This is a genomic window from Micromonospora sp. NPDC000121 (assembly GCF_042899165.1).
Classification (GTDB): Bacteria; Actinomycetota; Actinomycetes; order Mycobacteriales; family Micromonosporaceae; genus Micromonospora.
The window spans coordinates 1-16,463 of the sequence record NZ_JBIAZP010000019.1 but is presented as its reverse complement, the minus strand read 5'-3'; the positions used below and the strand labels follow the sequence as shown (position 1 = coordinate 16,463).

Genomic DNA, 16,463 nt, shown 5'->3' with positions numbered 1-16,463 from the left:
GCATGTCCCGGACCTCTGACCCCGATACGGAGTGGCCCGATGCCCACTGAGGAAGAGTTCCTCGACTACCTCCGGCGCGCCACGGCCGACCTGCGCGAGGCACGGCGGCGCGTGCGCGAGGTGGAGGCGAAGGACCGCGAGCCGATGGCCATCGTCGGCATGGCGTGCCGCTACCCGGGCGGCGTCACGAGCCCGGACGAGCTGTGGCGACTGGTCGCCGACGGCCGGGACGGGGTGGGGGACTTCCCCACCGACCGGGGCTGGGACCTGGAGCGGCTGTTCCACGTCGACCCGGACAACCCGGGCACCTCGTACACCGACAAGGGCGGCTTCCTCTACGAGGCCACCAAGTTCGACCCGGCCTTCTTCGGCATCTCGCCCCGCGAGGCCCTGGCCATGGACCCGCAGCAGCGGCTGCTGCTGGAGAGCTCCTGGGAGGCGTTCGAGTCCGCCGGCCTGGACCCGCAGCGACTGCGCGGCAGCCGTACCGGGGTGTTCGCCGGGGTGATGTACCACGACTACGCCTCCCGGGTGGTGGACCTGCCGGAGGGTGTGGAGGGGTACCTCGGCACCGGCAACTCCGGGAGCGTGGTGTCCGGCCGGGTGGCGTACACGTACGGCCTCGAAGGGCCGGCCGTCACCGTCGACACCGCCTGCTCGTCGTCGCTGGTCGCTGTGCACCTCGCCGTGCAGGCGCTGCGTCAGCGCGACTGCGACCTCGCCCTGGCCGGCGGTGTGACCGTGCTGTCCACCCCCGGCGTCTTCGCCGAGTTCTCCCGGCAGCGCGGGCTCTCCGGCAACGGGCGGTGCAAGTCGTTCGCCGCCGCCGCCGACGGCACCGGCTGGGCCGAGGGCGTCGGCGTGCTGCTGCTCCAGCGGCTCTCGGACGCGCAACGCGACGGCCGGCGGATCTACGCGGTGATCCGGGGCAGCGCCGTCAACCAGGACGGCGCCAGCAGCGGCCTGACCACCCCGAACGGTCCCAGCCAGGAGCGGGTCATCCGGCAGGCCCTGGCCAACGCCCGGCTCTCCCCGGCCGACGTGGACGTGGTCGAGGCGCACGGCACGGGCACCACCCTGGGCGACCCGATCGAGGCGCAGGCGTTGCTCGCCACGTACGGGCAGGACCGCGCCGACGGGGAGCCCATGTGGCTCGGCTCGGTGAAGTCCAACCTCGGTCACACCCAGGCCGCGGCCGGGGCCGCCGGCATCATCAAGATGGTCATGGCGATGCGGCACGGCGTCCTGCCGCGCACCCTGCACGTCGACGAGCCCACCCCGCACGTCGACTGGTCGGCCGGCGCCGTCGAGCTGCTCACCGAGGCCCGGCCCTGGCCGGAGAAGCAGCGGGCGCGGCGGGCGGCCGTGTCGTCCTTCGGCGTCAGCGGCACGAACGCCCACGTCATCGTCGAACAGGCCCCCGCCGCCGAGGAGCCGGAGCCGGCGGGGCAGGCGGCCCCGCCGCCGCTGGTCCCGGTGCTCCTGTCCGCGCGCAGCCCGCGGTCCCTCGCCGCGCAGGCCCGCCGCTGGGCCGACCACCTCGCCACCGACTCCTCGGCCCGGCCCGTCGACGTGGCCGCGTCCTCGCTCAGCCGGGGCGGGCTGGACCGGCGGGCCGTCGTGCTCGCCGCCGACCGCGCCGACCTGCTCGCCGGGCTGCGCGCCCTCGCCGACGGCGCGGCGGCCCCCTCGGTGGTCACCGGCGCGGCCGCCTCCCGCGGCCGGGTCGCGTTCCTCTTCTCCGGCCAGGGCGCCCAGCGTCCCGGCATGGGCCGGCAGCTCGCCGAGGCGTACCCGGTCTTCGCCGCCGCCCTCGACGAGGTCTGCGCCCAGCTCGACCCGCACCTGCCGCGGCCGCTGCGGGAGGTGATGTTCGCCGAGGACGGCACCGCGGACGCGGAGCTGCTGCACCAGACGGTGTTCACCCAGGCCGGCCTCTTCGCCGTCGAGGTGGCCCTGGCCCGGCTCGCCGGGTCGTTCGGCGTCGTCCCCGACTTCCTGGTCGGCCACTCGATCGGCGAACTGGCCGCCGCGCACGTCGCCGGGGTGCTCTCCCTCGCGGACGCGGCCGCGCTGGTCGCCGCCCGGGGCCGGCTCATGCAGGCCCTGCCGGCCGGCGGCGCGATGCTCGCCGTCGCCGCCGACGAGGCGTCGGTGGCCGAGTCGCTGTCCGGCGTGACCGGCCGCGTCGACATCGCCGCCGTCAACGGGCCCGCCTCTGTCGTCGTCTCCGGCGACGCGCAGGCCATCGACGAGCTGGCCGCGCTCTGGGCCGGCCGGGGCACGCCCACCCACCGGCTGCGGGTCAGCCACGCCTTCCACAGCGCGCTGATGGAGCCCATGCTCGCCGAGTTCGCGGCGGTCGCCGAGGGCCTGACGTTCCGCCCGCCCACCGTGCCGATCGTGTCCAACGTGACCGGCCGGATCGCCGAGCCGGAGCAGCTGTGCAGCCCCGGCTACTGGGTGCGGCACGTCCGGGAGGCCGTGCGCTTCGCCGACGCCGTCGGGCGGCTCGCCGAGGCCGGCGTCGGCACGTACGTCGAGCTGGGGCCCAGCGGAGTGCTCACGGCCATGGCCCAGAGCTGCCTCACCGACCCGGCCGCGGTGCTGGTGCCGCTGGTCCGCAAGGACCGGCCGGAGCCCCGCGCCGTGCTGGAGGGGCTCGCCCGGCTGCACGCCGACGGCCTCGCCGTCGGCTGGGACGCGCTGCTCGCCGACACCGGCGCCCGCCGGGTGGACCTGCCCACGTACGCGTTCGAGCACGAGCGGTACTGGCTGGAGCCCGTCGGCCGGCTCGCCGACGTCTCCGGCGCCGGACTCGGCGCGGCCGGGCACCCGCTGCTCGGCGCGGCGGTCTCCGTCGCCGGCGAGGACATGGTGCTGCTCACCGGCCGGCTGTCGCTGGCCACCCACCCGTGGCTGGCCGACCACGCGGTCTCCGACGTCGTGGTGGTGCCCGGCACGGCGCTGGTAGAGCTGGTGGTGCGGGCCGGCGACGAGATCGGCGCCTCCCGCGTACGGGAGTTGACCGTCGCCGCGCCGCTGACGCTGCCCCCAGCCGGGGGCATGCGGGTGCAGGTGCGCGTCGGCCCGGCCGACGACGCCGGCGCCCGCGCGGTGACCGTGCACGCCCAGTCCGAGGAGGACCCGGAGGCCGGCTGGGTGCGGCACGCCGAGGGCGTGCTGGAGCCCGCCACCGCCGAGGAACCCGGCCTGGGGGCGTGGCCGCCCGCCGCCGCGACCGAGGTGCGGCTCGACGACTGGTACGACGCGCTGGCCGGGCGCGGCCTCGCGTACGGGCCGGCGTTCCGGGGGCTGCGCCGGCTGTGGACGGGCGACGGCGAGGTGTACGCCGAGGTGGCCCTGCCGCAGGACGTGGCGGACGCCGCCGGCGCCTTCGGGGTGCACCCGGCGCTGCTGGACGCCGCCCTGCATCCCGTCGGAGTGCTGCTCGCCGATGCGGGCGACGGCCCCCGGGTGCCGTTCGCGTTCGAGGGCGTCCAGGTGCACGCGTCCGGCGCGTCGGCGTTGCGGGTGCGGCTGTCCCGTGACGGCTCGGCGGTGCGGCTGGTCGCCGCCGACGCCACGGGCGCGCCGGTCGTGTCGGTGGACTCCCTGGTCCTGCGGGAGATGACCGGCCTGACCGCCCCGGGCGCGGCGGCCCGGTCGATGTTCGAGGTGGTCTGGCAGGCCGAGGAGGTCACGGCGGTCGAGGACCTGTCCGGCTGGGCGTTGCTCGCCGACGCGGACCAGCCGAACCTCGCCGGCCTGCCCGCGTTCGCCGACGTGGCGGCGGTGCTGGCCGCCGCGGCCGAGACGGGGGAGGAGCCCCCGCGGATCCTCGTGCTGCCGGTGTCCGCCCCGTCCGGCCTGGACGTGCCGGGGGCGGTCCGGGCGGTGACCACGGACGTGCTCGGGGTGGCGCAGGCGTGGCTCGCCGCCGATGCCCTGGCCGACTCCCGACTGGTGGTGCTGACCCGGGGCGCGGTGGCGGCCCGCGACGCCGACCAGGTCGCCGACCTGCCCGGCGCCGCCGTGTGGGGCCTGCTCCGCTCGGCGCAGTCCGAGCACCCGGAGCGCCTGGTGCTGGCCGACCTCGACCGTGACCCGGACGCCGCCACCCTCGCCGTGCTGGCCGGCGTCGCCGACGACCTGCCCGCCACCGGCGGGCAGGTGGCGCTGCGCGCCGACGCGGTCCTGACCCCCCGCCTCGCCCGGGCCACGCTCCCCTCGACGGGGGACGCGCCGTCCCTCGGCGACGGCACGGTCCTCGTCACCGGCGGCACGGGGGCGCTGGCGGCCCTCGTGGCGGAGCACCTGGTCACGGCGTACGGGGCGCGGTCGCTGCTGCTGGTGTCCCGGCGGGGCCCGGCCGCCCCCGGCGCGGACGCGCTGGCGGAGCGGCTGACCGGCCTCGGCGCCCGGGTCGAGGTCGTCGCCGCCGACGTCACCGACCGCGACCAGGTGGCGGCGCTGGTCGCCGGCGTCGGCGGCCGACTGGCCGGTGTGGTGCACACCGCGGCCGTGCTCGACGACGGCGTGGTCTCGGCGATCAGCCCGCAGCGGCTGGCCGGCGTGCTGGCCCCGAAGGCCGCCGCCGGCTGGTGGCTGCACGAGGCGACGCTCGGCCTGGACCTCGACCTGTTCGTGGTGTTCTCGTCCGCGGCGGGCGTGCTGGGCTCCCCGGGCCAGGCCGCGTACGCGGCGGGGAACGCCTTCCTCGACGCCCTCGCGGTGCACCGCCGGCAGGCGGGGCTGCCCGGCGTCAGCCTGGCGTGGGGCATGTGGGACACCGCCGGCATGGCCGCGTCGGTGAGCGACGCCGACCGCGCCCGGTCGACCCGGGCCGGCATCACCGGCATGAGCACCGAGACGGGCCTGGAGCTGTTCGACGCCGCCCTGGCCGCGGACCGGCCCGTGCTGGTGCCGGCCGTCATCGACGTGGCGGCGATGCGGGCGCAGGTCGTCGCCGGCCGGGTGCCGTCGCTGCTGCGGGTGCTGCTGGGCGCGGTCAACGCCCGCCGGCAGGCGGGCCGGGGCAACTGGGCCGACCGGCTGGCCGGACTGGACCCGCAGGAGGCCCGCGACCAGGTCGATGTTCTCGTCCGTGGCCTGGTCGCCCAGGTCCTCGGGCACGGCACCGCCGAGGCGGTGCCGGGGGACCGGGCGTTCCGGGAGCTGGGCTTCGACTCGCTGACGGCCGTCGACCTGCGCAACCGGATCAACGCGGCGACGGGGCTGCGGCTGCCGTCGACGCTGGTGTTCGACTACCCGACCGCGCGGATCCTCGCCGACCAGGTCTACGCCGAGCTGGCCGGCGGCCGGGCGGCCACGGTCGCCGCCGCCGAGGCGGCCACGGGCACCGGCTTCGGCGAGCCGATCGCGATCGTCGGCATGGCCTGCCGGTACCCGGGCGGGGTCGACAGCCCGGACCGGTTGTGGGAGTTGCTGGCCACGGCCGGGGACGGGATCGGCGAGTTCCCGGCCGACCGCGGATGGGACCTGGAGTCGCTGTTCGACCCGGACCCGAACAGCAGCGGCACGTCGTACACCCGGCAGGGCGGATTCCTGTACGGGGCCGCCGAGTTCGACCCGGGCTTCTTCGGGATCTCGCCGCGCGAGGCCCTTGCGATGGACCCGCAGCAGCGGCTGCTGCTGGAGACCTCGTGGGAGGCGTTCGAGTCGGGGGGCCTCGACCCGCACCGGCTTCGGGGCAGCCGGACGGGCGTGTTCGCGGGCGTCATGTACCACGACTACGCGTCCCGTCTGCTGGACCTGCCCGCCGAGGTGGAGGGCTACATCGGCACCGGCACCTCCGGCAGCGTGCTGTCCGGCCGGGTGGCGTACACGTTCGGGCTCGAGGGCCCGGCGGTCACGGTCGACACGGCGTGCTCCTCCAGCCTCGTCGCGCTGCACCTCGCGGCGCAGGCGCTGCGGTCGGGGGAATGCGACCTGGCGTTGGCCGGTGGCGTGACCGTGATGGCCACCCCGGGCACGTTCGTCGAGTTCTCGCGGCAGCGCGCGCTGTCGCAGGACGGGCGGTGCAAGTCGTTCGCCGCCGCCGCCGACGGCACCGGATGGGCGGAGGGCGCCGGCGTGCTGCTCGTGCAGCGGCTGTCCGACGCCCAGCGGGAGGGCCGGCGCATCCTGGCGGTCGTGCGCGGCACCGCCGTGAACCAGGACGGCGCGTCCAACGGCCTCACGGCGCCGAACGGTCCGTCGCAGCAGCGGGTCATCCGCCAGGCGCTGGCCAACGCGCGCCTGACCACGGCCGACGTCGACGCCGTGGAGGCGCACGGCACCGGCACCACCCTCGGCGACCCGATCGAGGCGCAGGCGTTGCTGGCGACGTACGGGCAGGACCGGCCCGCCGACCGGCCGCTGCTGCTGGGGTCGATCAAGTCGAACATCGGGCACACGCAGGCCGCGGCGGGTGTGGCGGGCGTGATCAAGATGGTCCTCGCCATGCGGCACGGCCTCGTCCCGCCGACGCTGCACGTCGACGAGCCCTCGCCGCACATCGACTGGACGGCCGGGGCCGTCGCGCTCGCCACCGAGGCGACCCCGTGGCCGGCCGTCGACCGGCCGCGCCGGGCCGCCGTGTCGTCCTTCGGCATCTCCGGCACCAACGCCCACGTGGTGTTGGAGCAGGCCCCCGAGCCCACGGTCGTGGCGGAGTTCCGGCCCGGCACCGCCGCCGAAGCCGGGCTCGTCCCGCTCGTGCTGTCCGCCGCGGACCGGACCGCCCTGGGGGAGCAGGCCGTCCGGTTGCGGTCGCACCTCGCCGCGCACCCCGAGATCCAACCGGACGAGGTGGCGTACGCCCTGGCGACCACGCGGGCGTCGTTCCCGCACCGGGCCGTGGTGCTCGGCCGGGACCAGGCCGAGCTGACCCGGGGCCTCACCGCGCTCGCCGACGGCCAGTCCGCCCCCGCCGTGGTGACCGGTACGGCCCTGCGTAACACCGCCCCCGTCTTCGTCTTCTCCGGCCACGGCTCGCCGTGGCCGGGCATGGCGACGGAGCTGCTGGACAGCTCCCCGGTCTTCGCCGCGTCGATGGCCGAGTGCGAGGCCGCCCTCGCGTCCTGGGTCGACTGGTCGCTGACCGACGTGCTGCGCGGCGCCGAGGGCGCCCCGCCGTTGGCCGCATCCGGCGTGCTGGAGCCCGCCCTCTGGGCGGTGACGGTCTCCCTGGCCCGGCTGTGGCGCTCGCTCGGCGTACGGCCGGCCGCGGTGGTCGGGCACGCCCAGGGGGAGATCGCCGCCGCCTGCGTGGCCGGCGCCCTCTCCCTGGAGGACGCCGCCCGGATCGTGGTCCTGCGCAGCCAGGTGCTGGCCGACCTCGCCGGCGAGGCCGGGACGGTCGACGCCTTCGACGTCGACGGCGCCCTCCACCCCGCACAGATCGAGGCTGTCGCCGACCGGTTCCTGAGCGCCCTCGACGGGATCACCGCCCGCCCCGCCGAGCTGCCCTTCTACTCCGCGCTGACCGGCCGGCAGACCGACACCACCACCCTCGACGCCCACTACTGGCACCGCAACCTGCAGGAGACGGTGGACGTCGAGCGGGCCGTGCGCAGCCTGCTCGACGACGGCCACCAGGTCTTCCTGGAGGTCGGCCCGCACCCCGCGCTCAGCTCCGGGACGCGGGAGGCGATCGACGCCAGCGAGCACGAGGCGGCCGTGGTGGACACCCTGCGCCACGGCGAGGGCGGCTGGCCCCGGATCCTCACCGCCCTCGCCGAGCTGCACGTCCGCGGCGTCGACGCGGACTGGCACGCCGTCTGCGGCGTGCGTACCGGACCGGCCGTGCCGCTGCCGACGTACGCCTTCCACCGGCAGCGGTACTGGCCCGAGGCGCCGCTGCGCACCGGCCCGGCGTCCACGGTGGAGGATTCCGTCGACCGCCAGTTCTGGGACGCCGTGGAGCGGGCCGACGCGGACGCCCTCGCCGCCGCCATGCGCATCGACGGGACCGCGGCGCGGACCCTCGGCGAGGCGCTGCCGGTGCTCTCCGGATGGCGGCAGCGGCGCCGCGACGAGTCCACGGTGGACGCCTGGCGCTACCGGGTGCGCTGGAAGCCCCTCACCGCCGCGTCCTCCGCCCGGCTGGGCGGGACCTGGCTGCTCGTGTCGCCCGCCGCGTACGCCGACCACCCGCTGGTCGGGCAGGTCGCCCAGGCCCTCGACGAGGCCGGGGCCGACGTCGTCCCGGTGACCGTCGCCGACCCGGACCGCGCGGCGCTGGCCGGGCAGCTCGCCCACCTCGAGGCCGACGCCGTCACCGGCGTGCTCTCCCTGCTCGCCCTCGACGAGACCGGCCACCCGGACCACCCGGTGGTGCCCGCCGGGCTGGCCGGCACGCTCGCCCTGGTGCAGACCCTCGGCGACCTCGGGATCACCGCCCCGCTGTGGTGCGCCACCAGCGGCGCCGTCTCCACCGGTCGCGCCGACCCGCTCGACCACCCCCGGCAGGCCCCGGTCTGGGGCCTCGGCCGGGTGGTCGCCCTGGAACACCCCGAGCGCTGGGGCGGCCTGGTCGACCTGCCGGCCGCCCTGGACCGGACCTCGCGGGGCCGGCTCGCCGCCGTCCTCGCCGGGGCCGGGCACGAGGACCAGATCGCCGTCCGCCCCTCCGGCCTGTTCGCCCGCCGGCTCGTCCGCGCCGGCACGGACACCCCGCCGGCGGCCACCGGCTGGCGGCCCGCCGGCACCGTCCTGGTCACCGGCGGCCTCGGCTCGCTCGGCGCGCACGTGGCCCGCTGGCTCGCCCGCGGCGGCGCGTCCCACCTCGTGCTGACCAGCCGGCAGGGCCCGGCGGCGGCCGGTGCGGCCGCGCTGGAGGCGGAGCTGACCGCGCTCGGCGCGACCGTCACCGTGGCGGCCTGCGACGTGGCCGACCTCGACTCGCTGCGCGGCCTCGTCGACCGGCTCGCCGGGCAGGGCGTCCGGATCGACGCGGTCTTCCACGCCGCCGGGGTCGCCCACGCGGGCCCGCTCGCCGGCACCGACCTGGCCGAGCTCGCCGACGGCCTGCACGCGAAGGTCGCCGGCGCGGTCAACCTCGACGAGACCTTCGGCGGCGACCTGGGCGCGTTCGTCCTGTTCTCCTCCGGGGCGGGCGTCTGGGGCGGCGGTCTGCAGGGCAGCTACGCCGCCGGCAACGCGTTCCTCGACGCGCTCGCCGAGGACCGGCGTCGCCGGGGCCTCGCGGCCACCGCCGTGGCCTGGGGCGCCTGGGACGGCGGCGGCATGCTGGAGGCCGAGGGCGCCGCCGACCACATGTTCCGCTCCGGCGTCCGGCCGATGCGCCCCGACCTGGCCGTCGCCGTGCTCGCCCAGGCCCTCGCCCACGACGAGGCGACCCTCACCGTGGCCGACATCGCCTGGGACCGGTTCCACCAGACCTACGCGATGACCCGTCCTCGGCCGCTGATCGAGGACGTTCCCGAGGTCGCCCGGATCATCGCCGCCGCCCGTGCCCGCGACCACGACGAGCCGGCCGAGGCGTCCCCCCTGCGCAACCGGCTCGCCGGCCTGGCCGAGCAGGAGCGCCGCCGCACCCTGCTGGAGCTGGTCCGGATGCACGCCGCGGCGGTGCTCGGGCACGCCTCCGCCGAGGCGATCGGCGTGGACCGGCCGTTCCGGGAGATCGGCTTCGACTCGCTCAGCGCCGTGGAGATGCGTAACCGGCTGGGCGAGGCGGTCGGGCTGCGGCTGCCCGCCACGCTGGTCTTCGACCGGCCCACCCCGTCGCTGCTCGCCGGCTGGCTGGCCGACCGGATCCTCGGCGTGACCGACGAGACGGCCGCCCCCACACAGGCCGCCGCCGCGCTGGACGAGCCGATCGCCATCGTCGCCATGAGCTGCCGCTACCCGGGAGGGGTGACGAGCCCGGAGGACCTGTGGCGGCTGGTGGCCGAGGGCCACGACGCCATCGCCCCGTTCCCCGCCGACCGGGGCTGGGACCTCGACGCCATCTACGACCCCGACCCCGACAGGCTCGGCACCTCGTACGTCCGCGAGGGCGGCTTCGTCGCCGACGTCGGCGGGTTCGACCCGGGCCTGTTCGGCATCTCGCCCCGCGAGGCCCTGGTGATGGACCCGCAGCAGCGGCTGCTGCTGGAGACCGGGTGGGAGCTGTTCGAGCGCGCCGGCATCGCCCCCGCGGACATGCGGGAGAGCAGCACCGGCGTCTTCGTCGGCACCAACGGGCAGGACTACGCCACCCTGCTGATGGCCGCGCGGGCCGAGACCGAGGGCTTCCAGGCGACGGGCAACACCGCGGCGGTCGTCTCCGGCCGGCTGTCCTACACGTTCGGCCTGCAGGGCCCCGCGGTCACCGTGGACACGGCGTGTTCGTCGTCGTTGGTCGCGCTGCATCTGGCCGCGCAGGCGCTGCGTTCCGGCGAGTGTGATCTGGCGCTGGCCGGCGGTGTCACGGTGATGTCGACGCCGGGCGCGTTCCTGGAGTTCTCCCGGCAGCGTGGCCTCGCCGCCGACGGGCGGGTCAAGGCGTTCGCGGCCGGCGCGGACGGCACCGGCTGGGGCGAGGGCGTCGGCCTGCTGCTCCTGCAGCGGCTCTCCGACGCCCGGCGCGAGGGCCGGCGCGTGCTTGCCGTGTTGCGCGGCTCCGCGACCAACCAGGACGGCGCGTCCAACGGGCTGACCGCCCCCAACGGCCCCGCCCAGCAGCGGGTCATCCGGCAGGCCCTGGCCAACGCCCGGCTCACCCCGGCTGACGTGGACGCCGTCGACGGCCACGGCACCGGCACCCGCCTCGGCGACCCGATCGAGGCGCAGGCGCTGCTCGCCACGTACGGGCAGGACCGGCCCGCCGACCGGCCGCTGTGGCTCGGCTCGGTCAAGTCGAACATCGGCCACACCCAGGCCGCGGCCGGCGTCGCCGGCGTGATCAAGATGGTGCTGGCGATGCGGCACGGCGTGCTGCCACCCACCCTGCACGTCGACGAGCCCACCCCGCAGGTCGACTGGACCGAAGGCGCGGTCGCGCTGCTCGCCGAGCCCCAGCCGTGGCCCGTCGTGGACCGGCCGCGCCGGGCCGCGGTGTCGTCGTTCGGGGTCAGCGGCACCAACGCCCACGTCATCCTCGAACAGGCGCCGCCGGCCGAGGACGACGCGCCGCGGACCGACGTCGAGCGGACCGACGCCGCGCGGCCCCCGGCGCTGCCGCTGCTGCCCTGGGCGGTCTCCGGCGCCGACGAGGACGCGCTGCGTGCCCAGGCGGCCCGGCTCGCCGAGTGGGCGTCCACCGAGCCCGCCGCCGACGCGGCCGTGGCCCGGGCGCTGGCCACCGGCCGGTCCCACCTGCGGCACCGCGCGGTGCTGCTGGCCACCGACCGCGAGGGGTACGTGGCCGGGCTGCGGGCGCTCGCCGCCGGGCAGACCCATCCGAGCCTCACCCGGGACGTCGCCGCGTCCGGCGGCACCGTCGCCGTGCTCTTCTCCGGCCAGGGCGCGCAGCACGCGGGAATGGGCCGGGAGCTGTACGAGACGTTCCCCGCCTTCGCCGAGGCCCTCGACGAGGTCTGCCAGCACCTCGACGCCCACCTGCCCAGGCCGCTGAGGACCGTGCTGTTCGCCGCCGAGGGCAGCGCCGAGGCCGCGCTGCTGGACCAGACCGTCTTCACCCAGGCCGGACTGTTCGCCGTCGAGGTGGCGCTGCACCGGCTGCTGGAAGGCTGGGGCGTCCGCCCCGACCTGGTCGCCGGGCACTCCGTCGGCGAGATCGCCGCCGCGCACGTGGCCGGGGTGCTCACCCTGCCGGACGCCTGCGCCCTGGTCGGCCACCGGGGCCGACTCATGCAGGCGCTGCCGGCCGGCGGCGGGATGCTCGCGGTCGCCGCCGGCGAGGCCGAGGTGACCCCCACCCTCACCCCGTACGTCGACCGGGTCGCCGTCGCCGCCGTCAACGGCCCGGCCGCCGTGGTGGTCTCGGGCGACGGCGACGCGCTCACCGAGCTGGCCGAGCACTTCACCGCGCTCGGCGTACGCGTCAAGCGGCTGAAGGTCAGCCACGCGTTCCACAGCCCGCTGATGGAGCCGATGCTGGCCGAGTTCGCCGCCGTCGCCGCCGGCCTCGACTACGCCCCGCCGACCGTGCCGTTGGTGTCCAACCTGACCGGCCGGGTCGCCGACCCCGAGCTGGTCTGCACCCCCGACTACTGGGTGCGGCACGTGCGGGAGGCCGTCCGGTTCGCCGACACGGTGACCCACCTGCGCGACCTCGGGGTGGGCACGCTGCTGGAGGTCGGCCCCGACACCGTGCTCACCGCCCTGGCCGCCGACGCGCTGCCCGACGACGGCCCGCTCGTCACCGGAACGCAGCGCCGCGGCCGGGGAGAGGTGGCCGCCCTGCTCGGCGCGCTGGCCCGGCTGCACAGCCACGGCGTACGCGTCGACTGGGCGGCTCTGCTGCCGGCCGCCGACCCGGTCGAGCTGCCCACGTACGCGTTCCGGCACCGGCGGTTCTGGCCCGTCGGCGCCGGCGACGTGGTCGGCGCCGCCGAGCAGGCCACCGCCGTGGCCGGCACCGCCGACGAGGCGTTCTGGCAGGCCGTGGCCGCGGGCGACGGCGAGGGGCTGGCGGCCCGGTTCGGCGTGGACCCCGACCAGCCGCTGCGCGCCCAGCTACCCACCCTCGCCGAGTGGCACCGCCGGCGGCAGGCCGACGCGCTCGTCGACGGCTGGCGCTACCGGATCACCTGGCCGCAGCGGCGGCTCACCGCCGGCGACGCCACGGGGGACTGGCTGCTGGTCGTCCCGGCGGGCGCGGCGGCGGAGACGGCCGACCGGATCGCCGAGCTGATCGGCGCGCACGGCGGCGACGTACGGACCGTCGCGGTCGACCCCGCGTCCGTCACCCGGGCCGAGCTGACCGGGCTGCTGCCCGCCGGCCCACCCACCCGGGTCGTCTCGCTGCTCGCCCTGGACGAGCGCGCCCACCCCGACCACCCGAACGTGCCCGCCGGGCTCACCGGCAACCTCGCCCTCATCCAGGCCGTCACCGACGGCGCGCCGGCCGGGCCGCTGTGGCTGCTCACCCGGCAGGCCGTCAGCACCGGCCCCGGCGACACCATCGCGCACCCGGCCCAGGCCACCACCTGGGGCCTCGGCCTGGTCACCGCCCTGGAACACCCCGCGCACTGGGGCGGCCTGCTCGACCTGCCGGTCGAGCTGGACGCCGCCGCCGGGGAGCACCTGCTGCGGGCGCTGACCAACACCGACGCCGAGGACCAGCTCGCCGTCCGCCCCCTGGGCACGCACCTGCGGCGGCTGGCCCGGGCGGCCCGCGCCGAGGCGCCCGACGCCCCGGCCTGGCAGCCGCCGGACACCGTGCTCATCACCGGCGGCACCGGCGCCATCGGCCGGTACGCCGCCACGTGGCTGGCCCGGCACGGCACCCGGCGGCTGATCCTGGTCAGCCGGCGCGGCGCGGACGCCCCGGGCGTCGCCGACACCGTCGCCGAGCTGGCCGACCTGGGCGCGCAGGCCACCGTGCTCGCCTGCGACCTCGCCGACCGGGATGCCGTCGCGGCCCTGGTCGACGGGCTGCGCCGCGACGGCGAGACCGTGCGCGCCGTGGTGCACGCCGCCGGCGTCGGACGCCTCAACCCTGTCGCGGTGGTCACCGCCGACGAACTCGCCGACGTGGTCTCCGGCAAGACCGCCGGGGCCCGCCACCTCGACGAGCTGCTCGACCCGGACGACCTGGAGCTGGTCGTCTACTTCTCCTCCATCGCGGCGGCCTGGGGCGTCGGCGACCACGGCGCGTACGCCGCCGGCAACGCCTTCCTCGACGCCTGGGCGCAGTCCCGGCCCGCAGGCCGGGCCCGGGTGCTCTCGGTCAACTGGGGGCCGTGGGCCGGCGGCGGCATGATCAGCGACGACCTCGCCGTGGCGATGAGCCGGCGCGGGGTCACGCTGCTCGACCGGGAGCCGGCGATGGCCGCCCTGCGCGCCGCGGTCGAGGGCGACGGCGCGGTGCTCACCGTCGCCGACGTCGACTGGGCGCGCTTCGCCCCCGTCTTCGCCTCCGCCCGGCCCCGGCCGCTGATCAGCGACCTGCCCGAGGTGGCGGCGCTGCACACCGGTCCCGACCCGGCCGACGAGTGCGGCGACGAGGTGCTCGCCGGGCTGCGCAAGCGGCTCGCCGACCTCACCGTCAGCGAGCAGAACCGGCTGCTGGTCGACCTGATCCGCACCGCCGCCGCCGAGGTGATCGGCCACGACAGCCCGTACGCCCTGGAGGCCGACCGGCCGTTCCGGGACCTCGGCTTCGACTCGCTGACCGCCGTGGAGCTGCGCGGCCGGCTGGCGAAGGCCACCGGCCTCAGCCCGGCCAGCTCGGTGGTGTTCGACTACCCGACCCCGCAGGCCCTCGCCGAGCACCTGCGGGCCGAACTGGTCAGCGAGGCGTCGGTGGAGGCGCTGCCCACCGTCGAGGAGCTCGACCGGCTGGAGGAGGCGCTCGTCCGGCGCGAGGCCGACGACATCGGCCGGGTGCGGATCACCATGCGGCTGCACCGGCTGCTGGAGCGCCTCGGCGCCGCCGAGCGGGGTGCCGGCGAGCGGCCCGACGAGGCCGCCGAGGTGGCCGACCGGCTGCGGACGGCCAGCAACCAGGAGCTTTTCGATCTTTTGGACAGGGACCTCGGGCTCTCCTGAGGCACGCGTCACCTACCGGTAATGAACGAGGAAGTGAGACCAACCATGGCGAACGTGCCGGTGGAGAACGAGGGCTCGGGATCGACCATGTCGGACGAGGAGCGGCTCCGCGATTACCTGACGCGTGTCATGGCCGAGCTGCACCAGACCCGCCAGCGGCTGCGCGAGGTCACCGCCGAGGAGTCCGAGCCGGTGGCGATCGTGGCCATGAGCTGCCGCTACCCGGGCGGCATCAGCTCGCCGGAGGAGCTGTGGCGGTTGGTCTCGGAGGGCGGGGACGCCATCGGCGACTTCCCCACCGACCGGGGCTGGGACCTCGACCGGCTGCACCACGCCGACCCGGACAACCCCGGCACCTCGTACACCGCGTCCGGCGGGTTCCTGTCCGACGCCGGGCAGTTCGACGCGGCCCTGTTCGGCATCTCGCCCCGCGAGGCCGTCGCCATGGACCCGCAGCAGCGGCTGCTGCTGGAGGCCAGCTGGGAGCTGTTCGAGCGGGCCGGCATCGCGCCGCTGTCGCTGCGGGGCAGCCGCACCGGCGTGTTCATGGGCACCTCCGGCCAAGACTACGCCGCCGTCATGCACCGCGCCCCCGGCGTCGAGGGATACGTCCTCACCGGTACCGCCGCCAGCGTCGTCTCCGGCCGGCTGGCGTACACGTTCGGGCTCGAAGGCCCCGCGGTCACCGTCGACACCGCCTGCTCGTCGTCGTCCGTCGCCGTCCACCTGGCCTGCCAGGCGCTGCGCGAACGCGAGTGCGGCCTGGCGCTCGCCGGCGGGGCCACCGTCATGGCCACCCCCGGCGCGTTCCTCGAGTTCTCCCGGCAGCGCGGCCTCGCCGCCGACGGGCGGTGCAAGTCGTTCGCCGCGTCCGCCGACGGCACCGGCTGGTCCGAGGGCGTCGGCGTGCTGCTGCTCGAGCGGCTCAGCGACGCCCGCCGCAACGGTCACCCGGTGCTCGGGATCATCCGCAGCTCCGCGGTCAACCAGGACGGTGCGAGCAACGGCCTCACCGCCCCCAACGGGCCCGCCCAGCAGCGGGTCATCCGACAGGCACTGGCGAGCGCGAAGCTCACCCCCGACATGGTCGACGCCGTCGAGGCACACGGCACGGGCACCACCCTCGGCGACCCGATCGAGGCGCAGGCGTTGCTCGCCACGTACGGGCAGGACCGGGGCGACGGCGCCCCGCTGCTGCTCGGGTCGATCAAGTCCAACATCGGGCACACCCAGGCCGCCTCCGGGGTCGCCGGGATCATCAAGACGGTCCTGGCGATGCGGCACGGCGTGCTGCCGCCCACCCTGCACGTCGACGAGCCCACCCCGCACGTCGACTGGACCGCCGGCGCGGTCGCCCTGGTCACCGAACCGACGCCGTGGCCGGCGGTGGACCGGCCCCGCCGGGCCGCCGTCTCCTCGTTCGGGATGAGCGGCACCAACACCCACATCATCCTCGAACAACCCGAGGAGACCCCCGCCGACGCCGAGCGGGCGGAGCTCCCCGCGCCCGCGCCCGTGCTGCTCACCGGGCGTACCCGCACCGCGCTGCGCCGCCAGGCCGAGCTCTGGTCGGGGTACGTCGCCGGCGACGCCGACCTGAGCCCGGCCGACGTCGCCTGGACCTCGGCGGTCTCCCGGTCGCCCCTCGACCACCGGGCGGTGGTCTTCGCCGCCGATCGGGACGAGTTGACCGTCGCGTTGGACGCGCTCGCCGAGGGTCGGCCCGCGCCGCAGGTCGTCGCCGGGGTTGCCGGTGCGCCGGGCGAGGTCGCGTT

At 76.8% G+C, this 16,463-nt stretch carries 2 protein-coding genes; both read left to right on the top strand.

Annotation, left to right across the window (positions count from 1 at the left end; translation table 11 throughout):
• Positions 1–15 precede the first annotated feature (15 nt).
• Positions 16–14,688, top strand: a complete 14,673-nt coding sequence (locus ACFY23_RS31285) for a type I polyketide synthase (RefSeq protein WP_387039064.1) — start codon at positions 16–18, stop codon at positions 14,686–14,688.
• Positions 14,689–14,733: 45 nt separating this feature from the next.
• The coding region (locus tag ACFY23_RS31280; RefSeq protein WP_387039056.1) for a type I polyketide synthase at positions 14,734–16,463 on the top strand (1,730 nt) is incomplete at its 3' end.